Origin of the sequence: Methylocystis sp. MJC1, from assembly GCF_026427715.1 — a bacterium.
Classification (GTDB): Bacteria; Pseudomonadota; Alphaproteobacteria; order Rhizobiales; family Beijerinckiaceae; genus Methylocystis.
In genome coordinates this window covers 739,040-761,615 of sequence record NZ_CP107558.1, presented here as the reverse complement: position 1 = coordinate 761,615, position 22,576 = coordinate 739,040, and the positions used below count along the sequence as shown (strand labels likewise).

The following is a 22,576-nucleotide window of genomic DNA, read 5'->3' as shown; positions in this document are numbered from 1 at the left end:
CTGCCTGAAAAACGGTCAAGCCCAGCCGCTTGACGATAAGCGCATTTTGGCGCCTGCGGCAATATTTTCCTCATGGACAGCTTTCGCTCGCGGCTAATTCCGTGCAAAACGGGCCACGGCTTGACGAACGCAAGCGCGAAATGCTCAACCAAGACCGCCCCGGCTGGGCGCTCAGGGGCTCGAGAGCCCAACCTATCTTTGAAAGGGAGACAGAAATGACGACCGATATCGTGATCGTTTCCGCGGCGCGCACCGCCGTCGGATCGTTCAACGGAGCCTTTGCGACGGTTCCGGCCCACGAGCTCGGCGCCGCTGCTGTCAAAGCCGCCCTGGAGCGCGCCAAGCTCGAAGCCGGCGTGGTCGACGAAGTCATCCTCGGCCAGGTGCTGACCGCCGCCCAGGGCCAGAACCCGGCCCGCCAGACGGCCATCAAGGCCGGCGTTCCGGACTCCAAGACCGCTTTCACCGTCAATCAGGTCTGCGGCTCGGGCCTGCGCGCCGTCGCGCTCGCCGCCCAGCAGATCCAGGCGGGCGACGCCCAGATCATCGTCGCCGGCGGCCAGGAGTCCATGTCGCTCTCGGCCCACGCCGCGCATCTGCGCGCCGGCACCAAGATGGGCGACATGAAGTTCATCGACACGATGATCATGGACGGCCTCACCGACGCCTTCAACAACTACCACATGGGCATCACCGCCGAGAACGTCGCCAAGAAGTGGCAGATCACCCGCGAGGAGCAGGACGCTTTCGCCGTCGCCTCGCAGAACAAGGCCGAAGCCGCCCAGAAGGCCGGCAAGTTCAAGGACGAGATCGTCCCCTTCACGATCTCGACCCGCAAGGGCGACGTGACGGTCGACGCCGACGAATATGTCAAGCACGGCGTGACGCTCGAAGGCGTCTCCAAGCTGCGTCCGGCCTTCATCAAGGACGGCACGGTGACGGCGGCCAACGCCTCCGGCATCAATGACGGCGGCGCGGCGCTCGTCGTGATGAGCGCGGCCGAGGCGGCCAAGCGCGGCCTCACCCCGCTCGCCCGCATCGCCTCCTGGGCGACCGCCGGCGTCGATCCGTCGGAGATGGGCTCGGGCCCGATCCCGGCCTCGCGCAAGGCGCTGGAGAAGGCCGGCTGGAAGGTCTCCGACCTCGATCTCGTCGAGGCCAATGAGGCCTTCGCCGCTCAGGCCCTCGCCGTCAACAAGGACATGGGCTGGAACACGGACATCGTGAACGTCAATGGCGGCGCCATCGCCATCGGCCATCCGATCGGCGCTTCGGGCGCGCGCGTTCTCATCACCCTGCTGCATGAGATGGGCCGCCGCAACGCCAAGAAGGGCCTCGCGACGCTGTGCATCGGCGGCGGCATGGGCATCGCCCTGACCGTGGAGCGCTAAGAGCGAACCACGCGCCTACCGGCGAGCATTTTTCCGGCGCCGTCGACGAGCGAGCCCTTAGGGTTCGCGGTCCGGCGCCGGCTTTTCTTTTGAGACGAAACCAAGGGAGACATCCAAAATGGCGAGAGTTGCAGTTGTCACGGGCGGCACGCGCGGCATCGGCGAGGCGATTTCGAAGGCGCTGAAGGCCGCTGGTTACAATGTTGCCGCCACCTATGCCGGCAATGACGAGGCCGCCAACAAGTTCAAGGCCGAGACCGGCATTCCGGTCTATAAGTTCGACGTGTCCGATTACGACGCTTGCGCGGCCGGCGTCGCCGCCATCGAGAAGGACCTCGGCCCGGTCGAGATCCTCGTCAACAACGCCGGCATCACCAAGGACCGCCTGTTCCACAAGATGGAGCTCGCGCAGTGGCAGGCGGTGATCAACACCAACCTGAACTCGCTCTTCAACGTCACGCGCCCGGTCATCAACGGCATGCGCGACCGTGGTTTCGGCCGCATCATCGTCATCTCGTCGATCAATGGCCAGAAGGGCCAGGCCGGCCAGACGAACTACTCGGCCTCCAAGGCCGGCGACATCGGCTTCGTGAAGGCGCTGGCGCAGGAGAGCGCCTCCAAGGGCATCACCGTCAACGCCATCGCGCCGGGCTATATCGGCACCGACATGGTGAAGGCCGTGCCGCAGGACGTGCTCGACAAGCACATCATCCCCTATATCGCCGTCGGCCGCCTCGGCGAGCCGGAGGAGATCGCCCGCGCTGTCGTGTTCCTGGCCGCGGATGACGCCGGCTTCATCACCGGCTCGACGCTGACCGTCAACGGCGGCCAGTATATGGCGTAAGCCGCGCGGTTGCCGAGTGATCGATATGGCCGGCCCTTGCGCCGGCCATTTTTTTGGCGTCCATCTGAGCCACTCGTAACTACTCAACCGCCCTTCCGAGAGGCAATCAGCATGCCCCCGGCGCTATCGCCGCAAAGCAATATGCTCGCGCGATCGACGAAACTCTTCGCCGGACACGGCCGGCATATTGCGCTTACGCTAAACGCATGCCTTTTCATTTATGTCGCTTATTGGCTCAGCGATAAGGTGAGCTACCGGAATGTGCTGGACCAACTGCGGCAAACGCCGGTGCACGCCATTCTCGTCGCAATGGCCATGAACGCGGCGGTTCTGACGCTTTATGGATTGCGGCTCGCCGCGATATTGCAGACAAAACCGCTTCCCTGTTTTCTCATCGCGAATGTCGGCTTCACGCTGAACAGCCTGATCCCCTTCCGGGTCGGGGAAGCCGCGAAGATCTATGTGGGCGGGGCATATTTTGGCTTTCCGCTCGGTAGCCTCGGCGCCGCGGTCGTGATCGAGAAGCTCTATGATCTCTTGGCGGTCGTCGCGCTTGCCCTCATTGTCGCCAGCACGCAGTCGCCGTTTGTCGACGTCCCGCCATCGACGCCTCTTGCACTCGCCCTGATCCTCGTCCCGAGCATTTTACTGCTCGCGCGGTTTCGGCCGAAGACGGGCGTCTTGCGACCGTCGGAATGGAAAATACTGAAAAGCACGCGGCTCGAGTCTTTCGTGCGACAGGCGGAAACGCTGCTCGCACATCAAAGCGTCCCACGAGCTGCGCTTTGCACCGCGCTGATCTGGACCATGAATGTCTGTCTGGTCCTGGTCCTCTTCAGGACGATCTTTCCCGAGATCGACTTTGGCGTGCTTTCCGCCATGACGCTGCTCGCGATCGGCGCACTGGCGATCGCTGTCCCCGCCAGCCCCGCGGGGCTTGGCGTGTTCGAGGCGGGCATCGTCGCCTATCTGACGACGGCGCATGGGGTGTCGGCGGAAAAAGCGATCTCGGCGGCGCTGGCCTATCACCTCTCGATCACCGCGCCCCATACGGCGATCGCCTTCGCCTTTCTGGTCGCCGGATTTCCGCGCTTTTTCGGAAAGAAGCCAGCCGACAGCGTGAGAGGCCGCAAAGCTTCGCCCCGTTGATCGGCGCATCGGCTTCGTGAGGGCGCTGGCGCAGCTTTGAGCGCTACGCCCGGGCGCATCACCGTTTCTGAATCTCGTCGAACACCCCGCCATCTGCAAAGAACTTCTTCTGCGCCGCCGGCCAGCCGCCGAATTGCTTGTCGATGGTAACGAGGTCGATCTTGGCGAAGCGCCGCAAATCCTCTTTGGCGGCATGCTGCGGATAGGCAGGGCGATAGCCGTATTTCGCGATTGTCGCCTGCGTCGCCGGCTCGAAGAGAAAAGCGAGGAAGGCTTCCGCCGGCTTGCGTGTTCCCTTGGCGTCGACATTGCCGTCCACGAGCGAGACGGCGGGTTCTGCCAGGATGGAAATCGAGGGCGTGACGATCTCGAATTTGTCCGAGCCGAACTCCTGCAAGGCGAGAAAAGCTTCGTTCTCCCAAGCGATCAGCACGTCGCCGATGCCGCGCTGGGCAAAGGTGACCGTCGAGCCCCGCGCGCCGGTGTCGAGCACGGGAGCATTGGCGTAGATCGCCTTCAGGAACGCCTGCGTCTTCGCCTCGTCGCCCTTGAAGGCCTTCAGCCCATAGGCCCAGGCGGCAAGGAAATTCCAGCGCGCGCCGCCGCCGGTCTTGGGATTGGGCGCGACGACGACGACGCCAGGCTTGGCGAGCCCGTCCCAATCCTTGATCCCCTTCGGATTACCCTTTCGCACCAGCAGAACGATGGTCGACGTGTAGGGAGCAGAATTATTTGGCAGCCGCTTCTGCCAGTCGGCAGGGATTTTTCCCGTTTTCGAAGCGATGGCGTCGATGTCATTGGCGAGCGCCAAGGTCACCACATCGGCGGGGAGCCCGTCGATCACCGAACGTGCCTGTGCGCCCGATCCGCCATGCGAACTCTGGAGGGAAATCTCCTCTCCGGTTTTTTTCTCCCATTCCTCGGCAAAGGATTTGTTGACCGCCTTATACAGCTCACGCGTGGGGTCGTAGGACACATTGAGCAGGGTCTGCCCCGCGAGGGCCGGGGCCGCGAACAAACCGGCGAGAAGGATGCAAGCGAGCTTTGAGAACGGAAGATGGCGCATGCCTGACTCCGAGAAATAGAAGATTAAATCAATAGACAATATAGCCTACTAGTCAACCGCCTCGCAGCCCGGCAATCCGACACGCATTGCGCGATGTCCCAAACTGTCAGATAAAACCCTGTTGCGGCGTTTCTTTCATCGAAGGTGATTTATGAGCGACGTCCCGCCAAGCAGGTCGGCCGGCCAGCGAGATTGCAAGAGGCTCGTGGTCTTCTGTGACGGCACCTGGAACAAGGAAGACCAGAAAAGCCAGAACGGCCAGCCCTGCCCCACCAACGTGCTGCGTCTCTTCGAATTGACGCGCATCGATGACGGAAACGGCTGCCCACAGGTCGCTTATTATGTCCGTGGCGTCGGCACGCGCTGGGACGAGCGCATCACCGGCGGCGGCTTCGGTTACGGCATCTCCGACAATATCAAGGACGCCTACCGCTTTCTCGTCAGCAATTACGCGCCCGGCGACGAGATTTTCCTCTTCGGCTTCAGCCGCGGCGCCTATACGGTCCGCAGCCTCGCGGGCATGATCTATAACGTCGGCATTCTCCAGCGCGAGTATTTGCATCTGGTCGACGAGGCCTTCAGCCATTACCGAAGCGCCGACCCGCAATGGCATCCGGACAGCCAAGCGTCGAAGGATTTTCGAAACGCCTATACGAATGGCGGGGAGGAGATCAAATTCCTCGGCGTTTGGGACACGGTCGGCGCTCTCGGCGCGCCTTTCGGCGTCGTAATGGGATGGCTGCTCAACCAGTTCTTTCCCACGCAATTCCACGACACCAAGATCAGCCCGATCATTCTCAACGCCTATCACGCCGCCTCGATCGACGAAAAGCGCTGGCCCTTCCGTCCAACGCGCATGGAATTGACGCTCAGACGCAAACAGGAAGCCGCCGATTTGCACGCGACTGGCGACAGATCGACGTTCAACTATGAGGAAGCCTGGTTCCCGGGCGTGCACTCGGACGTCGGCGGCGGCTATGAGGACTCGAGCCTCTCCGATTGTGCGCTGAAGTGGATGGTCGACAAGGCCAAGGCGCATGGCCTGAGCGTGCGGGATTACAGCGACGTTCAATCGCGCGCCTTTCACCCCGATCCGCTGGCCGCGCTCCATAATTCGCAGACAATTTGGTATCAGTGGACGACGAAGATCTACGTCTACTGGCCGAAAGCGCTGCTGAAGATTATTCGCAAGAACGAAGCGCAGCTTATTGATCGCGTGCAGGCGAACGGCGACTTCATTCGCCAGATCGACCACTCCCCGGCGCTCGCGGCGAGCATCGACCAATTCCCGATGAAAAACGACTTCGAGATCGATCTCTCGGATTGCACACGCGAAAAGCTCGCAAAGGACACGAACTACTGGCCGCTCAATCTGGCGCGCGACAAGGCGCCCGCCGGCGCGCCGGCTGTCGAGGACGCACAAGCTTAAAAAGAAAAGGGGCTAGGCGGCCCTTGCTCGGCATGGGCCGCCTCTCTCGGCTCCTTATCATTCCAGCTACCGCATGCACACATTTTCATGTCGTCGCCCTCCTAATGCCCGGGCTTGTCTTGGACAAGCGCGGCGGCCCCCGAGATGTGTGACTCCCTTAGGTCATTCCAGACGGGTGACCGTGAACCGTCCCCCTGCCACCCTCCACCGCTGGAACGCTGCCCCCAGCCTTACGCGCGCCCCTTGTGCTTTTGCATCAGACAAGCCGTCTCGGTCCCGCGGGGGCCGACCGCAATCTTCTTGGCGCAGCGCACGCTCGCCTCTTCCGTTTGCGCTTCTTGCTTTGTCAGCGAACGCTCCGCCGAACTCTCCGTATTCGTGAAGAAACCCAAGGCGCTGGCGAAAATGACCGCCGTAAAGACGACAAACAAGCGCATGACGACGCTCCGATAGTTGTAAGCGCGCCGGCCGGCCGCGCGACCCTGAGATCATCTCCCAGGCGCACATAGGGCGCTGTGCCCGCGCGCACATTGACGAAACTCCATAAAGGGGCATATGCTTGTTTATATGACCGACTTCAACCCCGCCGACGTTAGAGCCTGCGCGCAAAGCTGCGCCGCCGCCAATGTGCGCCGCGCCAGCCGCGCCGTGACGAGGCTCTACGGGCAGTTCATGGCCAAGACGGGGTTGGAGCCGACGCAATATTCCTTGCTCGTCGCCTGCGCGCTGACCGGCGGCGCCACGGTGAGCAAGCTGGCGGACGCCTTTGTGATGGACCGCAGCGCGCTCGCCCGGAACCTCGCTGTTATGCAGAAGCGCGGGCTTGTGAAGGTGAAGCCCGGCGAGGATCGGCGCACGCGCAAAGTGGCGCTGACGCCCTTCGGCGAGTCGACACTCGCCAACGCCATGCCGCATTGGCGCGAGGCTCAGGACGCCGTCGAAAAACAATTCGGCGCCGAGCGGCTGCAAAATTTGCTCTCCGAATTGCGGGAACTAATAAATGTAAGCGCCGACCTCGGAGAGCGAGACTGACCCGCGTCATTTTACGTAAAAAGGGGTATATGCCATGAATGCGTTCGCGAATGTCGTTCCCCCGATGCTCGACTCGCACGAGCTACGCAAGATCGCCCTCGCGGCCGGCGCTGACGACTGCGGCTTGGTCGCGATCGACAACGCCGCCCTCGACGATCAGCGCGCCGACATCCTCGCCGCATTCCCCTTCGCGCGCACGCTCATTTCTTTCGTCGTGAAGATGAATCGAGAAAACATTCGCAGCCCGGCGCGCTCGCTGGCGAATATCGAATTCCATCATGCGGGCCACGAGTGCGACGAGATCGCGCGCACGATCGTGGAAACTCTCGAAGGACTCGGGCGACGCGCCGCCTATCCGCCGCTTGCCTTTCCAATGGAAGCCGAAAGATGGCCCGGCAAAATGTGGGTCGTCGCCCATAAGCCCGTCGCCGTCGCAGCAGGCCTTGGACGCATGGGAATCCACCGTAATGTGATTCACCCGAAGTTCGGCAATTTTATTCTGCTCGGAACCGTCGTGATCGACATGGACGTCGCGCATGATTGCATGCCGATCGATTACAATCCCTGTCTCGAATGCAAGCTATGCATCGCAGCCTGCCCCACCGGCGCCATCGCGCCTGACGGCCATTTCGATTTTTCAGCCTGCTACACGCATAACTACCGCGAATTCATGGGCGGGTTCACGGACTTCGTCGAAACCATCGCCGACGCCAAAAACGCGCGCGCCTATCGAGAGAAATTCGACGACGCCGAGACAGTCTCGATGTGGCAAAGCCTTGCCTATGGGCCAAACTACAAAGCGGCTTATTGCCTGGCCGTCTGCCCCGCGGGCGAAGACGTCATCGGCGCCTATCGGGACGACAAGAAGAATTTCCTGAGCGCCGTCCTCGATCCGCTGAAGGAAAAGGTCGAGACCATTTATGTGCGGCGAGGATCGGACGCTGAGGATTATGTCGCGCGGCGCTTTCCGCATAAGCGGATCAAACATGTCGGAGCGTCGATACGACTGACGAATGTCGATAATTTTTTAGCCAGCCTTCGTAACGCGTTTCAGCGCAACAAATCTGAGGGGCTCGGCGCCGTCTATCATTTCTCTTTCACGGGCGCGCGGCGCCGTCAGGCGACTGTCGTCATTGCGGATAAGAGATTGTCGGTAGAAAACGGCCTCGTCGGGCAGCCGGACCTCGCCGTCACTGCTGACAGCGAGACCTGGATACGCTTCCTGCGCAAGGAAACGAGCCTGCCATGGGCGCTGCTGAGTCGCCGCATCAAACTGCGCGGCGACCCAAGATTGCTCATGGCCTTCGGCAAGTGCTTTCCCGGCTGATCGCTACCCCACCGCCATCCGCGCCGGCTGACTGGAATGCGCGGCGACAATATCGCGCGCCTGCCTGCCGACGACTTCCGCCAGATGATCGAAGCGCGACTGGAAATAGCCGGCGCCCGCCGTCGCCGAGCGCAGCTCGACGATGAGATTGTCCATCTCCGCCTCGGGGATCAGCGCCTCGAGCTTGTCCCATCCGGTCCAACCCTCGCGCGGGCCGAAGCCGATGATCTGCCCGCGCCGCGCCGACACGAGTCCGGTCGCGCGCGACATGGCCTCGCTCGGCACGAAGATATCGACGGCGAGGACGGGCTCGAGCAGGATCGGCTCGGCCTTTCCCAAGGCCTCGCTCATGCCGATGCGCGCCGCCGTGCGGAACGCCATGTCGGATGAATCGACCGTATGGTACGACCCATCGGTCAGCACGGCTTCGACATCGACCACGGGAAAGCCGAGCGGCCCATGGATCAGCGCGTCCTGGCACCCCGCTTCGACGGAAGAGAAATATTGCCTGGGCACCGCGCCGCCATGCACGCGCTCGGCGAAGGCGAAGCCCTCCCCGCGCTCGCGCGGCGCGACTTCCAGCACGACGTCCCCGAACTGGCCGTGGCCGCCGGATTGCTTCTTGTGCCGCCCCCGCACCGTCACCTTGTGACGGATCGTCTCGCGATAGGCCACGCTCGGCTTCGACACGTCGACTGTAACGCCAAAACGCGATTGCAGCCGCTCCAAGGCGACGCGCAGATGCATCTCGCCCTGGCCATAGAGCTTGATCTGCGACATCTCCTGATCATGCACGAAGACGAGGGAGGGATCTTCCTCGACGAGTTTGGCCATCGCGGCCGTCAGGCGCATTTCGTCCTTGCGGTCCTTCACGACGAGCGCCAGCGCATGCACGGGATCGGGGACGCGCGCGCGCGTGTCGAGCTTGGCGAGGTCCGCCTTCCCATCGGCGACCACAGTGTCGCCGGTCTGCGCATGTTCGAGCCGGCCGAGCGCGACGACGTCGCCCTCTTTGACGTCGCTCGTCTTGGTGAGAGCGGCGCCCGTGAAACGCGACATGCCGGAGATGCGATCCTCGCCCTGCGCGCTGAGAACCGTCTGCCCGTCCGCCAATGCGCCGCGCAACACGCGCGCGATCGACAGCTTGCCGCCATGCGACGTATGCGTGGTGCGAAGGACGCGCGCCATCGGCGGGCCATTCTCCGCGACGCCGAGCCGCGCCCGCGTCTCCGGGACGCCCGGCGCCTCGTGCCGCAATGCCTTCAGCAGCCGTGTGACGCCCGCGCCGCGCTCGGCCGAGCCAATGAAGACCGGGGCCACCAGCCCGGCGCGCAATTCTTTCGTCAGATCGTCGAAGACCTGATCGCGCGGCGGTTCAATGTCGGTGATCAACTCCTCCATGAGGGCGTCATCGTAATCGGCGAGTCGCTCCAGCATGGAATAGCGCGCCTCTTTCTCCAGCACCGCCTCGCCCTGCGGTATTTCGATCACTTCGGACGGCGCATGTTCGCGATAGACGTAAGCGCGCTCGAGAGCGAGATCGATGAAGCCGACGGCGACGCCGTTGCTCCAGATCGGGATTTGGCGCAACAGCAAAGGCGCGCGCGACGCGGGCTGCAGGATGGTCAACGCCTCACGCATGTCGATCGTCGCCGCGTCGATCTTGTTGAGAAACAGGAGATGCGGAACCCCCAACTCCTCGAGCTGACGCAGCGTCAATTGCAACGCCGCGATCTTGCGCTCATCCGCTTCGCAGACAACGACAGCCGCGTCGACGGCGGCAAGAATGTTGCGCGCCTCATGCGCGAATTCGATGGAACCGGGAAGATCGATGAAATTGTAGCGATCGCCCATATAGTCGATGGTGGCGAAATTCGCCTCGACGCTCATCTTATGCGCCCGCGCCTCGGGACTGGCGTCGCCCACGCTCGAACCGTCTGCAACCGAGCCTTGCTTTGCGATTGTCTTGGTGGAAGCGAGAATTGCTTCGAGCAGCGTGGTCTTGCCGCTTTGGAAGGGACCGGCCAGCGCGATCAGCCGGGAGCCCCGCGCTCTCGCTTCGTGGGAGAAGGTGTCGCCCATTCTATCCTCCCTTTTGCATCGGAGCCTTTTGAACCGGCCCCGTTGCGGGATGGTCCCACCATGTCTCTATTAGCGCAAGTGAGATGAACGCCGCAGGCGCTTCCAACGCAAGCCAAAGCGCGTTAGAAGCGCTCTAATCTTGAGAACGAAAAGGAGCCTTCATGCGTCCCAGCAAGCGCGCGCCAGACGAGATGCGCCTGGTGAGTTTCGAGCGCGGCGTCACCCGCTACGCCGAAGGCTCATGCCTCGTGAAATTCGGCAATACGCAGGTCTTGTGCAATGCGTCGCTCGAAGACAAGCCGCCGCAATGGCTGCGCGGACAGGGCCGCGGCTGGGTTACGGCGGAATATTCAATGCTGCCGCGCGCCACGCATACGCGCACGCGCCGTGAATCCTCGGCGGGCAAGCTCTCGGGCCGCACGCAGGAAATCCAGCGCCTCATCGGTCGCTCGCTGCGCGCCGTGACCAATCTTCCCGCGATGGGCGAACGTCAGATCATGCTCGACTGCGACGTGATCCAGGCCGATGGCGGCACGCGCACCGCGTCGATCACCGGCGCCTGGATCGCGCTGCGCGATTGTTTCGAATGGATGCGCTCGCGCTCCATCATCAAGGAGAATCCGCTGCGCGACCATGTGGCGGCGGTCTCCTGCGGCATCTTCAATGGCGCGCCAGTGCTCGATCTGGATTACGCGGAAGATTCCACCGCGCAGACCGACGCCAATTTCGTCGTTACCGGCTCGGGCGGCCTCGTCGAAATTCAAGCGACGGCGGAAGTTGCGGTGTTTTCGCAAGACGAGCTTTCCGCCATGCTGGCGCTCGCGCAAAAAGGCGTCGCGGAGCTTGTTGCGCTGCAAAAGGCGGCGCTGGCGTAACCCCCTCCCAAACCCTCCCCGCTTCGCGGGAGAGGGGGCAGAACGTCGCCTTCATCCAGAACGCTGATCTTGAGCGTCCCCTCTCCCGCCACAGCCCGTCGAGAGACGGGCGTCTTCCAGACGCCCTATGGCGCGGGAGGGACAGGGAGGGGGCTCTTCCGCAAAAGAAATGCTGACGCACATGACCCACCGAAAAATCCACGGCAAGCTCGTCATCGCAACGCACAATCCCGGCAAGCTCTGGGAGCTTCAGCAGCTGCTGGCCCCGCATGGCGTCGACGCCGTTTCAGCGGGCGATCTCGGCCTTCCTGAGCCGGAAGAGACGGAGACGACCTTCCGCGGCAATGCGGCGTTGAAGGCGCGCTCCGCCGCGATGGCCTCCGGCCTCCCCGCCTTTGCCGATGATTCCGGCCTTTGCGTCGACGCCCTCGACGGCGCGCCGGGAATCTATTCAGCCCGCTGGGCTGGCGAAGACCGGGACTTCAAGGCGGCTTGCCAGCTCGTGCGCCAAAAGCTCGACGAGCGCGGCGCGACGCCCCCCTATCGCGCCAACTTCACCTGCGCGCTCGCGGTGGTCTGGCCCGACGGGCATATAGAGGAATTCGAGGGCCGCGTAGATGGCGTGCTTGTCTTCCCGCCCAAAGGCGACAAGGGCTTCGGCTATGATCCGATCTTCAAGCCCGACGAGCTCGACAAGACCTTCGGCGAGATGATGTCGGCCGAGAAGCACGCCCTGCCCGGCGACGGCTCGCGCGCGCTCTCGCATCGGGCGCGGGCGTTTCAAGCCATGGCGAAGGCGTGTTTGGATTAGTCTTTTATTGGCCGGAGCTTACCCGTCATTGCGAGCGAAGCGAAGCAATCCTGAGGCAGCAGTGGCGGCTCTGGATTGCTTCGTCGCTACGCTCCTCGCAATGACGGCGGAGATCTTCCCGGCAGGCCGACGCTTTCGCCTGCGACTGTAGAACGCCTTAAAAAGCCGCGTCGCAATTACACAGGATCAAGCTTCCTGGCCGCCTTTCTCTTGTTGCGCAGCTGTGCCTTACTATCTTCCAACGGTAAAGACGCGCCGCCAAGGCGCACGACGCTGGAAACCCAAGGGAAGGCCGTCAATGACCAAGCACGAGGCTTTCGCCGCCGCGAAGCCGCCCTTCAAGGCGCGCTACGGCAATTTCATCAACGGCGAATGGGCGGACGCCAAGTCCGGCCGCATCTTCGATAATATTTCCCCAATCACAGGCCAGAAGGTCTGTGAGATCGCCCGCTCGGACAAGGACGACATCGACGCCGCGCTGGACGCCGCCCATGCCGCAAAGGACGCATGGGGCCGGACAAGCCCGGCTGAGCGCGCGCGCATTCTCAACAAGGTAGCGGACCGCATGGAGGAGAACCTCGCGCTCCTCGCGACCGCCGAGACCTGGGACAATGGCAAGCCGATCCGCGAGACCATGGCGGCCGACATTCCGCTCGCGATCGACCACTTCCGCTATTTCGCAGGCGCCGTGCGCGCGCAGGAAGGCGGCATTTCCGAAATCGACCACGACACCGTGGCCTATCACTTCCACGAGCCGCTCGGCGTCGTCGGCCAGATCATCCCCTGGAACTTCCCCTTGCTCATGGCGGCGTGGAAGCTCGCGCCTGCGCTCGCCGCCGGCAATTGCGTCATCATCAAGCCGGCCGAGCAGACGCCCGCGAGCATTCTCGTCTGGGCGGAGGTCGTCGGCGACCTGCTGCCAAAGGGCGTGCTGAACATCGTCAACGGCTTTGGCCTGGAGGCCGGCAAGCCGCTCGCCTCCTCCAACCGCATCGCCAAGATCGCTTTCACCGGCGAGACGACGACAGGCCGGCTGATCATGCAATACGCCAGTCAGTCGCTGATCCCGGTGACCTTGGAGCTCGGCGGCAAGTCGCCCAACGTCTTCTTCGAGGATGTCGCGCGCGAGGACGACGACTTCTTCGACAAGGCCATCGAAGGCTTCGTGATGTTCGCGCTCAACCAGGGCGAGGTCTGCACCTGCCCGAGCCGCGCGCTGGTGCACGAGAAGATCTATGACCGCTTCATGGAGCGCGCGCTCGCGCGCGTAGGCGCCATCAAGCAAGGCAATCCGCTCGACCCCGAGACGATGATCGGCGCGCAGGCCTCTTCCGAGCAGCTCGAGAAAATCCTGAGCTATATCGACATCGGCAAACAGGAGGGCGCCAAGGTGCTCGCAGGCGGCGAGCGCAACAAGCTCGAGGGCGATCTTGCCGGCGGTTACTATGTGAAGCCGACCGTGCTGCACGGCCATAACCGCATGCGCGTCTTCCAGGAGGAAATCTTCGGTCCCGTGGTGTCGGTGACGACCTTCAAAGACGATGACGAAGCGCTGCATATCGCCAATGACACGCTCTATGGCCTTGGCGCCGGCGTATGGAGCCGCGACATCAACCGCTGCTACCGCTTCGGCCGCGCGATCCAGGCCGGCCGTGTCTGGACCAATTGCTATCACGCCTATCCGGCGCACGCGGCCTTTGGCGGCTACAAGCAATCGGGCATCGGGCGCGAGAACCACAAGATGATGCTCGATCACTATCAGCAGACGAAAAACATGCTGGTGAGCTACAGCCCGAAGAAGCTCGGGTTCTTCTGAGGCTCCCTCCCCCGCTTCGCGGGAGAGGGGACGCTCGCGATCGGCGTTGCTTATGAAGGCCACGATTTACTCCCTCTCCCGCGAAAGCGGGGGAGGGCTGGGGAGGGGGTCTTGAACAGAATGAACCAGCCCCAAAGAGTCGTCGCAACTGAAACCGCGCTCGACCTCATCGAACGCCTGTGCCGCGCGCACGGCCCCATCCTGTTCCATCAATCCGGCGGCTGCTGCGACGGCTCGGCGCCCATGTGCTATCCGCAGGGCGAGTTCCTGGTTGGCGATAATGATGTTAAGCTCGGGGAGATCGGCGGCGCGCCTTTTTATATGGGCCTCGGGCAATTCGATTATTGGAAACACACCCAGCTCGTCATCGATATTGTGCCGGGCCAGGGCGGCATGTTCTCCCTCGACAACGGAACAGGCCTGCGATTTCTGACCCGTTCGAGGCTGTTCTCTGATGAGGAGCTTAGGGCCTTCGATGAAAACACATAGCCCGCATGTGACGCCGCCTGAAGTTCCGATGCGTGGCGAAGAGACGATCCATTATGCGCTGAGGAGATGCAGCCTTGGCCTGGCGTTGATCGCGGTGAGCGAGAAAGGCGTCTGCGCCATATTGCTCGGAGATGACGCCGAGGCTCTGCGCGAAGACCTGCGCAGGCGTTTCAAAAAGGCCTTGCTCATCGAGGATGCGGACGGCGGCGCGCTCGTCGGCGCAGCGATAGCGATGATCGAAACGCCCGACATTCACGTTGGCTTTCCCATCGACGCACGCGGCACGGACTTCCAGAAGCGCGTCTGGACGGCGTTGCGCGCGATCCCGCCGGGCCAGACGACGAGTTACGCGGAAATCGCACGGCGCATCGGGTCGCCGAAAGCCACGCGCGCGGTCGGCAGCGCCATTGCCGCGAATCCTGTGGCGGTCGCCGTTCCCTGCCACCGCGTGCTGCGCAGCGACGGCGCCCTGTCCGGCTACCACTGGGGAGCCGACCGCAAGCGCGCGCTGCTGGCGCGGGAGAAGGCGCTCCTCCCCCGCCATGTCGCGTGATCAGCCGCGCTTACTCTTGTTGCCCGATCGCTCGCCAAAGCGAGTGTAGCAGCCGCCGTTAGGCGAGTTACGCCGCGGCGCCGCAGCACTTCTTGTATTTCTTGCCTGAGCCGCAGGGGCACGGATCATTGCGGCCGGGCTGCTTGCCCTTCACGATCGGCTCGTTCTTGCGATTGGCCTCTTCCTGGAAATACCAGCGGCCGTCGACCTTCTTGAAGAGCGAGCGCTCGCGATGGTCGTAGCGCTGTCCCTCGATCGTGAAGCTCGCGACGAATTCGACATAGCCGCTGTCGTCATTCTCCCCGTCCGCTTCGGTCGAGAGCACTTCAAGGCCGAGCCATTGCGATTGCTTGGACCAATGGGTGATCGCCTTGCGGTCGAAATCGTCGCGCGTGCCGGGCGCGAGCGTCTGCTCGAGATAATCGATGTCAGCGCGGGTGAACGCCGTGTAGCGCGAGCGCATCAGCGCTTCGGCCGTCGGCGGCGACTTGCCGTCTTCGAGATAGGGCTTGCAGCAATCCGCATAGGCGCGCTTGTCGGCGTCGGTTACGCGGCAGGGGCAGATTGCGTCGTTCATGCTGGGCTCGTTCGATTCTTTTGTTTGTCGGGCGAAGAGCTAAGGGACGGCGCGGGGCCAGTCCATCGCTTTCCGCCTTGGGTGGCGCAAATACGAAAAGAGCGGCCCGACATCGCCGGCGCCGCTGCTCCTTCGTCGCGACAGCTCGTTTTACTTCTTTTCGGCCTGGAGAAGCTTGACCGCTTCGATCGCGATCGGCTCGAGGCCTGCGCCGCCATGATTCACATGTTCGAAGATCGTTTCGCGCATATGGGGGGCCCAGAACTTGCGCAAATGCTCGGCCATGCCGGCGGCGGCGCCGATCTTCTGCGCGCCGAAGAAGGAGCCGATCTGATTGGCCATTTTCACGAGCTTCTCAACTGAATCATGCGACATGTGCGGAAACCTGTTCGACGATGCGTCCTGGATGGGTGAAGATTTCGAAGTCGCGGCCCCGCATCACGGCCACGAGCGTCATACCGCATTTTTCGGCGCTGCGAACAGCCAAGGCCGTCGGCACCGACACCGCCGCGATGATCGGCGCGCCGATGCGGGCGGCCTTTTGCACGAGCTCGACGGAGACGCGGCTCGTCATCAAAACCACGCCCTGCGACGCGGCGAGGCCCTGGCGCGCTAGCGCGCCGGCGAGCTTGTCGAGCGCATTGTGGCGTCCAACATCCTCGCGCACGACCAGCGCGTTCGACGCGGGGTTCCAGAAAGCCGCGGCGTGAACCGCGCGCGTTTCCTGGTTGATCGTCTGCGCGCCGGGCAGCCGGTCCATCGCCGCGATCAATCCTTCGGCTTGGACCGTGAGCGCATTGTCGAGCGCCGGCAGCGCGCGCGTCGCCGCCTCCAGGCTCTCGATGCCGCACAGCCCGCAGCCCGTTGGCCCCGCCATGGAGCGCTTGCGCGCCGCATAGGCGTCCTGCCGGCCGCCGCCGAGCCATGTGCGTAGCTCGATGCCAGCGTCCGAAGCGAGGATTTCGACGTCGCCGGCGTCATCGGGCGCGTCTATGAGCCCCTCGGTGATGGCGAAGCCGACCGCAAAATCTTCGAGATCGGCGGGAGTCGCCATCATCACCGCGTGGGTTGAGCCGCCATAGGTAAAAGCGATCGGCGTTTCTTCAGGGATCACGCGTGAAGAACGCGCCGTCACATCGTGACGGCGCGCCAGGCATTCTACCCGAAGAGTGGCCGACGGCGTCTCGGTCATTCCGCCGCGTCGATCGTGCTCGCAATCCGCCGAGCGGACTCGGACAGCTCGCGATACTTCTCCTGGAACTCGGTGGGGCCGTTGCTCTTGGAGATCTGCACGGCCGTCACTTTGTATTCAGGGCAGTTCGTGGCCCAGTCCGAATTATCGGTGGTCACGACATTGGTGTTGCAGAGCGGATGATGGAAGGTCGTATAGACCACGCCCGGCGCCACGCGATCGGTGATCTTGACGCGCAGCGTCGTCTCGCCGGCGCGGCTCGCAACTTTCACCCAATCGCCTTCGACAACGCCGCGATCCTCCGCATCATGCGGATGGATTTCGAGAACGTCCTCAGGATGCCATTGGCTGTTTTCGGTGCGGCGGGTCTGCGCGCCGACGTTGTACTGCGACAGGATGCGGCCCGTCGTCAGCAGCAGCGGGAAGCGCGGCCCAACCTTCTCGTCGGTCGGCACATATTCGGTGATGACGAATTTGCCCTTGCCGCGCGCGAAGCCCTCAATGTGCATGATTGGCATGCCTTCCGGCGACGCGTCGTTGCACGGCCACTGCACAGAGCCGACCTCTTCCAGCATCTCATAGGAGACATTGCGGAAGGAGGGCGTCAGCCGCGCGATCTCGTCCATGATCTCGGACGGGTGGGTATAGTTCCACCCCAGGCCGAGCTTATTGGCGAGGTTCTGGGTGATCTCCCAATCGCCATAGCCGTTCTTCGGGCTCATCACCTTGCGGATGCGCTGAATGCGGCGCTCGGCGTTGGTGAAGGTGCCGTCCTTCTCGAGGAAGGAGCAGCCCGGCAGGAACACATGCGCGTAATGGGCGGATTCGACCAGGAACAGGTCCTGCACGATCACGATTTCCATATTGGCGAGAGCCGCCGACACATGGCGCGTATCGGGATCGGACTGCAGAATATCCTCGCCCTGCAGATAGAGGCCCTTGAACCGGCCCTCGACCGCCGCGTCGAACATGTTGGGGATGCGCAGGCCGGGCTCGGGGTCGAGCTTGACGCCCCAGTCCGCCTCGAAAGCGGCGCGCGCCGCTTCGCCCGAAATGTGCTGATAGCCCGGCAGCTCGTGGGGGAACGAGCCCATGTCGCAGGAGCCCTGCACATTGTTCTGGCCACGCAGCGGGTTCACGCCGACGCCGCGACGGCCGAGATTGCCGGTCGCCATGGCGAGATTGGCGATGCCCATGACGGTGGTCGAGCCCTGCGAGTGCTCCGTCACGCCGAGGCCGTAGTAGATCGCCGCATTGCCGCCGGTCGCATAGAGACGCGCGGCGCCGCGGATATCCTCGGCGTTGACGCCGATTACCGACTCCAACGCCTCGGGGCTGTTGCGGTCGAGCGATACGAAGTCGGCCCAGGCCTGGAACTCGTCCCAATCGCAGCGCGCGCGGACGAACGCTTCGTTGACGAGCCCTTCCTTCACGATGACATGGGCGAGCGCCGTGACCATCGCGACATTGGTGCCGGGCTTGAGCGGCAGGTGGAAGTCCGCCTTGATGTGGGGCGAACGCACGAGGTCGGTGCGGCGCGGATCGATGACGATCAGCTTGGCGCCCTCACGCAGGCGCTTCTTCATGCGCGAGCCGAAGACCGGATGGGCGTCGGTCGGATTGGCGCCGATAACGAGAACGACGTCGGCTTCATCGACCGAGTCGAAATCCTGCGTGCCGGCCGAGGTGCCGAAGGCCTGGTTGAGGCCGTAGCCGGTCGGCGAATGGCAGACGCGGGCGCAGGTGTCGACGTTGTTGTTGCCGAAGCCGGCGCGCACGAGCTTCTGAACGAGATAGGTCTCTTCGTTCGAGCAGCGCGAGGAGGTGATGGCGCCGACCGAGCCCTTGCCATATTTCGCCTGCACCGCCTTCAGACGGTCGGCGGCGAAGGTCAGAGCCTCGTCCCAGGAGACGACCTGCCACGGCTGGTCGATCGACTCGCGGATCATCGGATTGAGAATGCGGTCGCCGTGATGGGCGTAGCCGTAAGCGAAGCGGCCCTTGATGCAGCTATGGCCGTGATTGGCCTTACCGTCCTTCCAGGGCACCATGCGCACGAGTTCTTCGCCGCGCATCTCGGCCTTGAAGGTGCAGCCCACGCCGCAATAGGCGCAGGTGGTGACGGCGGAATGCTCCGGCTGGCCGATCGCGATGACCGACTTTTCGGTGAGGGTCGCCGTCGGGCAGGCCTGGACGCAAGCGCCGCAGGAGACGCATTCCGACTCCATGAAGGCTTCGTCCATGCCGGGCGAGACGCGCGAGTCGAAGCCGCGGCCGGAGATCGTCAGCGCGAAAGTGCCCTGCACTTCCTCGCAGGCGCGCACGCAGCGGTTACAGACGATGCACTTCGCCGGATCATAGGTGAAGTACGGGTTCGACTCGTCCTTCGGCTTCCAGTTGAAATTGGCTTCGCCATCGTTGCGCGCGAAGACATGGTTGGAGCCGTCATAGCCATAGCGCACGTCACGCAAGCCGACGGCGCCGGCCATGTCCTGCAGCTCGCAATCGCCATTGGCGGCGCAGGTCAGGCAGTCGAGCGGATGGTCGGAGATATAGAGCTCCATCACGCCGCGGCGGATCGCCGACAGGCGCGGCGTCTGGGTCTTGACGGAGATGCCCGGCGCGACCGGCGTGGTGCAGGAGGCAGGCGTGCCGTTGCGGCCCTCGACCTCGATCACGCAGAGGCGGCAGGAGCCGAAGGCCTTGATGCTGTCCGTGGCGCAGAGCTTCGGGATCTCGGTCCCGGCCTCCATCGCAGCACGCATGATCGAGGTTCCCTCGGGAACAGTGACGCTCTTGCCGTCGATGGTCAGCGTGACCATGTTGGCGGATTTGGACTCTGGCGTCCCGTAATCTGTCTCTTTGATAAGCGTCATGGCGGCTACCTCACTCAGCGGCTTCAAGGGCCGACTTGCGGAAGTCCTCTGGGAAATGGCGTAGAGCGCTCTCGACGGGATACGGCGCGAAGCCGCCCAATGCACACAATGAGCCAAACTTCATGGTGTGGCAGAGGTCCTTGAGAAGCTCGATATTCTTCTCGACATCCTGACCATTGCGAATTTTATCGATCGTCTCGACGCCGCGAGTCGATCCGATACGGCAAGGCGTGCATTTTCCGCAGCTTTCGATCGAGCAGAACTCCATGCCGAAACGCGCCATCCACAGCATGTCGATGGTGTCGTCGAACACGACGAGCCCGCCATGGCCGATCAGGCTGTCTTTCGCCGCAAAAGCTTCGTAGTCGAAAGGTAGGTCGAAAAGCGACACAGGCACATAGGCGCCGAGCGGACCGCCGACCTGAACGGCTTTCACCGGACGGCCGGTGCGCGTGCCGCCGGCGATGTCATTGACGATCGTGCCGAGCGGAATGCCGAAGTCGGTTTCGAACAGGCCGCCAAATTTCACATTGCCGGCGATCTGCAACGGCATGGTGCCGCGCGAGCGGCCGACGCCGAGATCGGCGTAATGCTTCGCGCCCTTCTCCAGAATCATCGGCACGGTGGCCATGGAGAGGACGTTGTTGACGACCGTGGGCTTGCCGAAGAGACCGACATGGGCCGGCAGCGGCGGCTTGGCCCGCACGATGCCGCGCTTGCCCTCGAGGCTTTCCAGCAGCGAGGTCTCCTCGCCGCAGACATAGGCGCCGGCCCCGATGCGCAGCTCGACGTCGAAGTCGAAGCCTGAGCCCTTGATGTTCTGGCCGAGCCAGCCGGCGTCGCGCGCCTTCTCGATCGCCGCCTGGAAGACCTTCGCGACGACCGGATATTCCGAGCGCAGATAGACGTAGCCTTTGGAGGCGCCGATCGCATATCCGCAGATGGCCATGCCCTCGATGAGGGAGAGCGGATCGCCTTCCATGATCATGCGGTCGGCGAAAGTGCCGGAGTCGCCTTCGTCGGCGTTGACGACCACATATTTCTGGCCGGGCGCGCAATCAGCGACCGTTTTCCATTTGATGCCGGTCGGGAAGCCCGCGCCGCCGCGGCCGCGCAGGCCGGACTTGGCGACTTCCTCGATAATCGCGGCCGAGCCGATCTCGAAAGCGCGCTTCAGACCCTTGAAACCGTCATGCGCTTCATAGTCGGCGACCGACAGCGGATCGATCACGCCGCAGCGCACGAAGGTGACGCGATTCTGGCGCTTCATCCAGGGGTGCTCTTCGACCACCCCGATGCTCAGCGCATGCGCGCCGCCGGTCAGGAAGCCCGCGTCGAACAGCGAGGCGACGTCCTTCACCTTGGCGGGGCCATAACCGACACGGCCCGCGGGCGTCTCCACCTCGATCAGGGGCTCGAGCCAGAGCATGCCACGCGAGCCGTTTCTCACGATCTCGACTTGCTGGCCGCGTGCGGCGGCCTCTTTGGCGACGGCGGCGGCGAGGCGATCGGCCCCCATCGCCACGGCGGCCATATCCAGCGGAATGTAGATCTTGGTCATTCGCCTTTCGCCTCCGCTACGATCTCGTCGAGCGTCGCGGCATCGACCTGTCCAATCGGCTCGCCGTCGTACAGGGCGGCCGGGCTATGGGCGCACAGGCCCAGACAATAAACCGGCTCGACCGTGAGGGAGCCGTCGGGGGTCGTCTGATGCCATTCGAGCTTTTGGCGGGCGAGAAAGTCGTTGGCCTGCTTCTCGGCGCCCATCGACTGGCATGATTCGGCGCGGCAGATTTTCAGCGTGTGACGGCCGTGCGGGGCGCTGTGGAAGTCGTGATAGAAGGTAACGACGCCATGCATTTCGGCGCGGCTGATGTTCAGCGCCGTCGCCATTTCCTTCACCGCAGAATCCGGCACATAGCCGAATTCTGCCTGAAGCGCATGCAATATGGGCAGTGCAGGTCCTTCGAGGCCCATATGGGCCGCAATGATCTCCCGCGCCCGCTCGTCGCTATACTGAGCAGCGCCAGCCATTTCTTCCCTCGCTTTGGGGCGTCGACCTTCGAGACAAGGCGCCCTTCATTTATATTATTCCGGTGACACTGCCGGAATTCCCGGCGCCGATCAATACCGTCCCGGCCGTCGCGCCATAGGGCTTGCCTATCAATCGGCCAGACTGCCGCTTTCGGCGAGCGCTTTTGCCTCAGCAACGAGCGCGCCAACAAGCGGAATGACCGGATCGCGCAGCGGCGCAACGAGCCCGATCTCATGGCCCGCCTCAGGCTCGACAATCGGGATGGACCGCAACGGCGGCTGCGTTCCCATTGTTTTCGCTAGCTTTTCAGGCATGATCGTCGCCCAGCGGCCCGACTTCACATGGTCGTAGAGCAGAATAACCGAGTTCGACTCGAGAATCGGCGCGAGCTCGGCGCCGCCCGCGCCGAGCAACCGCTCGACAATGCGGCGGTTCTGCATGTCGGGGGTCAACAGGCACAAATCGATGCGGCCGACCTCGGCCCAGGTGACGCGATCGCGGTCGCTTAGCGGATTTCCCTCGGCTGTCAGCAGCCGGTAACGTTCCGAACAAAGCGGCACGGTTCTGACACGGCCAAGCGGTTCATTGTCGAGATAGGTGATGCCCGCGTCGATCTCGAGATTGTCGAGCATAGCGAGCACCTCGGTGGACGACGCCGAGATCACCTTGAAGCGCACATGCGGATGCTTGGCGCGATAGGGCGTGGTCAGCGCCGAGACGATTCCCTCCGCCGTGGGAATGACGGCGATCTTGAGCTGCCCGCTCAGACCTTCGCGCAGCGTGCGGACCTCCTGGCGCATGGCGCGGGCGTCGCCCACGATGCGCTTGGCCCATTCCAGCACCCGCTCGCCCTCGGCCGTCAGCCCATGGAAGCGGGACGAGCGGTTGACCAGCAGCACGCCGAGCGAGTCCTCGAGCTGCTTGACGCCGGCGGAGAGCGTGGGCTGGGTGACGCCGCAAATCTCCGCCGCGCGAGAGAAGCTTTTCTCGCTGGCCACCGCGATGAGAAATTCGAGTTTGTCGATCACTTCG

General features: G+C 63.3%; 21 protein-coding genes. 11 read left to right on the top strand and 10 right to left on the bottom strand.

Annotation, left to right across the window (positions count from 1 at the left end; all coding sequences use genetic code 11):
• Window positions 1–215 precede the first annotated feature (215 nt).
• From OGR47_RS03770 to OGR47_RS03760, 3 genes are all read left to right on the top strand, one after another.
• Window positions 216–1,391, top strand: coding sequence for an acetyl-CoA C-acetyltransferase (locus tag OGR47_RS03770; RefSeq protein WP_165051098.1), 1,176 nt, complete (start codon window positions 216–218; stop codon window positions 1,389–1,391).
• 118 nt (window positions 1,392–1,509) lie between these two features.
• Window positions 1,510–2,235: an acetoacetyl-CoA reductase gene (phbB, locus tag OGR47_RS03765; RefSeq protein WP_165051100.1), complete on the top strand. Its 726-nt coding sequence runs from the start codon at window positions 1,510–1,512 to the stop codon at window positions 2,233–2,235.
• A 111-nt stretch (window positions 2,236–2,346) separates the two neighbouring features.
• The gene (locus tag OGR47_RS03760; protein WP_165051102.1) at window positions 2,347–3,384 is read left to right on the top strand and encodes a lysylphosphatidylglycerol synthase transmembrane domain-containing protein; all 1,038 of its coding nucleotides are present in this window, start codon (window positions 2,347–2,349) and stop codon (window positions 3,382–3,384) included.
• A 58-nt stretch (window positions 3,385–3,442) separates the two neighbouring features.
• Here OGR47_RS03760 and OGR47_RS03755 read toward each other — a convergent pair whose 3' ends face one another.
• On the bottom strand, window positions 3,443–4,450 hold the full coding sequence (locus OGR47_RS03755; protein WP_165051105.1) for a sulfate ABC transporter substrate-binding protein: 1,008 nt from the start codon (window positions 4,448–4,450) through the stop codon (window positions 3,443–3,445).
• 151 nt (window positions 4,451–4,601) lie between these two features.
• Here OGR47_RS03755 and OGR47_RS03750 point away from each other — a divergent pair, with 151 nt between their 5' ends.
• Window positions 4,602–5,879 (top strand): DUF2235 domain-containing protein, encoded by a 1,278-nt coding sequence (locus tag OGR47_RS03750; protein WP_165051107.1) that lies wholly within the window; start codon window positions 4,602–4,604, stop codon window positions 5,877–5,879.
• Window positions 5,880–6,109: 230 nt separating this feature from the next.
• Here the strand turns inward: OGR47_RS03750 and OGR47_RS03745 are convergent, their stop codons facing one another.
• Entirely contained in the window at window positions 6,110–6,316 is a 207-nt protein-coding gene (locus tag OGR47_RS03745; protein ID WP_165051109.1) for a hypothetical protein, read from the bottom strand.
• A gap of 118 nt (window positions 6,317–6,434) precedes the next feature.
• On the opposite strand from OGR47_RS03745, the gene OGR47_RS03740 reads away from it, so the two are divergent.
• Together OGR47_RS03740 and OGR47_RS03735 are read left to right on the top strand one after the other, a co-directional pair.
• Entirely contained in the window at window positions 6,435–6,911 is a 477-nt protein-coding gene (locus OGR47_RS03740) for a MarR family winged helix-turn-helix transcriptional regulator (protein WP_246729646.1), read from the top strand.
• A 34-nt stretch (window positions 6,912–6,945) separates the two neighbouring features.
• Window positions 6,946–8,238 carry an SCP2 sterol-binding domain-containing protein gene (locus OGR47_RS03735; RefSeq protein WP_165051111.1) on the top strand — a complete coding sequence of 431 codons (1,293 nt, stop codon included), beginning with the start codon at window positions 6,946–6,948 and terminating at the stop codon, window positions 8,236–8,238.
• Between the two features lie 3 nt (window positions 8,239–8,241).
• On the opposite strand, the gene OGR47_RS03730 is transcribed toward OGR47_RS03735, so the two are convergent.
• Entirely contained in the window at window positions 8,242–10,320 is a 2,079-nt protein-coding gene (locus OGR47_RS03730) for an elongation factor G (protein ID WP_165051113.1), read from the bottom strand.
• Between the two features lie 161 nt (window positions 10,321–10,481).
• Between OGR47_RS03730 and rph the strand changes: the two genes are divergently transcribed.
• The 5 genes from rph (at window position 10,482) to OGR47_RS03705 (ending at window position 14,864) form a co-directional block, all read left to right on the top strand.
• On the top strand, window positions 10,482–11,195 hold the full coding sequence (gene rph, locus OGR47_RS03725) for a ribonuclease PH (protein ID WP_165051116.1): 714 nt from the start codon (window positions 10,482–10,484) through the stop codon (window positions 11,193–11,195).
• 181 nt (window positions 11,196–11,376) lie between these two features.
• The gene (gene rdgB / locus OGR47_RS03720) at window positions 11,377–12,006 is read left to right on the top strand and encodes an RdgB/HAM1 family non-canonical purine NTP pyrophosphatase (protein WP_165051118.1); all 630 of its coding nucleotides are present in this window, start codon (window positions 11,377–11,379) and stop codon (window positions 12,004–12,006) included.
• A 298-nt stretch (window positions 12,007–12,304) separates the two neighbouring features.
• Window positions 12,305–13,822, top strand: coding sequence for an aldehyde dehydrogenase (gene adh / locus OGR47_RS03715; RefSeq protein ID WP_165051120.1), 1,518 nt, complete (start codon window positions 12,305–12,307; stop codon window positions 13,820–13,822).
• A gap of 120 nt (window positions 13,823–13,942) precedes the next feature.
• Complete coding sequence (locus OGR47_RS03710; RefSeq protein WP_165051177.1) at window positions 13,943–14,311, top strand: DUF779 domain-containing protein; 369 nt, start codon at window positions 13,943–13,945, stop codon at window positions 14,309–14,311.
• Window positions 14,298–14,864 carry a methylated-DNA--[protein]-cysteine S-methyltransferase gene (locus OGR47_RS03705; RefSeq protein ID WP_246729647.1) on the top strand — a complete coding sequence of 189 codons (567 nt, stop codon included), beginning with the start codon at window positions 14,298–14,300 and terminating at the stop codon, window positions 14,862–14,864. The genes OGR47_RS03710 and OGR47_RS03705 overlap by 14 nt, the downstream gene beginning before the upstream one ends.
• A gap of 67 nt (window positions 14,865–14,931) precedes the next feature.
• Here OGR47_RS03705 and OGR47_RS03700 read toward each other — a convergent pair whose 3' ends face one another.
• The 7 genes from OGR47_RS03700 to OGR47_RS03670 all read right to left on the bottom strand — a co-directional run bounded on the left by OGR47_RS03700 (window position 14,932) and on the right by OGR47_RS03670 (window position 22,572).
• Window positions 14,932–15,441: a YchJ family protein gene (locus OGR47_RS03700; RefSeq protein WP_165051124.1), complete on the bottom strand. Its 510-nt coding sequence runs from the start codon at window positions 15,439–15,441 to the stop codon at window positions 14,932–14,934.
• A 150-nt stretch (window positions 15,442–15,591) separates the two neighbouring features.
• Complete coding sequence (locus tag OGR47_RS03695) at window positions 15,592–15,816, bottom strand: formate dehydrogenase subunit delta (RefSeq protein ID WP_165051127.1); 225 nt, start codon at window positions 15,814–15,816, stop codon at window positions 15,592–15,594.
• Complete coding sequence (gene fdhD, locus OGR47_RS03690) at window positions 15,806–16,633, bottom strand: formate dehydrogenase accessory sulfurtransferase FdhD (RefSeq protein ID WP_165051129.1); 828 nt, start codon at window positions 16,631–16,633, stop codon at window positions 15,806–15,808. Before fdhD ends, OGR47_RS03695 begins: the two co-directional genes overlap by 11 nt.
• Window positions 16,630–19,509: a formate dehydrogenase subunit alpha gene (fdhF, locus tag OGR47_RS03685; protein WP_165051131.1), complete on the bottom strand. Its 2,880-nt coding sequence runs from the start codon at window positions 19,507–19,509 to the stop codon at window positions 16,630–16,632. Before fdhF ends, fdhD begins: the two co-directional genes overlap by 4 nt.
• 10 nt (window positions 19,510–19,519) lie before the next feature.
• The gene (locus OGR47_RS03680) at window positions 19,520–21,070 is read right to left on the bottom strand and encodes a formate dehydrogenase beta subunit (protein WP_165051133.1); all 1,551 of its coding nucleotides are present in this window, start codon (window positions 21,068–21,070) and stop codon (window positions 19,520–19,522) included.
• A complete protein-coding gene (locus OGR47_RS03675; RefSeq protein WP_165051135.1) occupies window positions 21,067–21,543 on the bottom strand; it encodes a formate dehydrogenase subunit gamma in 477 nt (158 codons plus the stop codon). The genes OGR47_RS03680 and OGR47_RS03675 overlap by 4 nt, the downstream gene beginning before the upstream one ends.
• A 129-nt stretch (window positions 21,544–21,672) precedes the next feature.
• Window positions 21,673–22,572, bottom strand: a complete 900-nt coding sequence (locus OGR47_RS03670; protein ID WP_165051138.1) for a LysR family transcriptional regulator — start codon at window positions 22,570–22,572, stop codon at window positions 21,673–21,675.
• Between the last annotated feature and the right edge of the window lie 4 nt (window positions 22,573–22,576).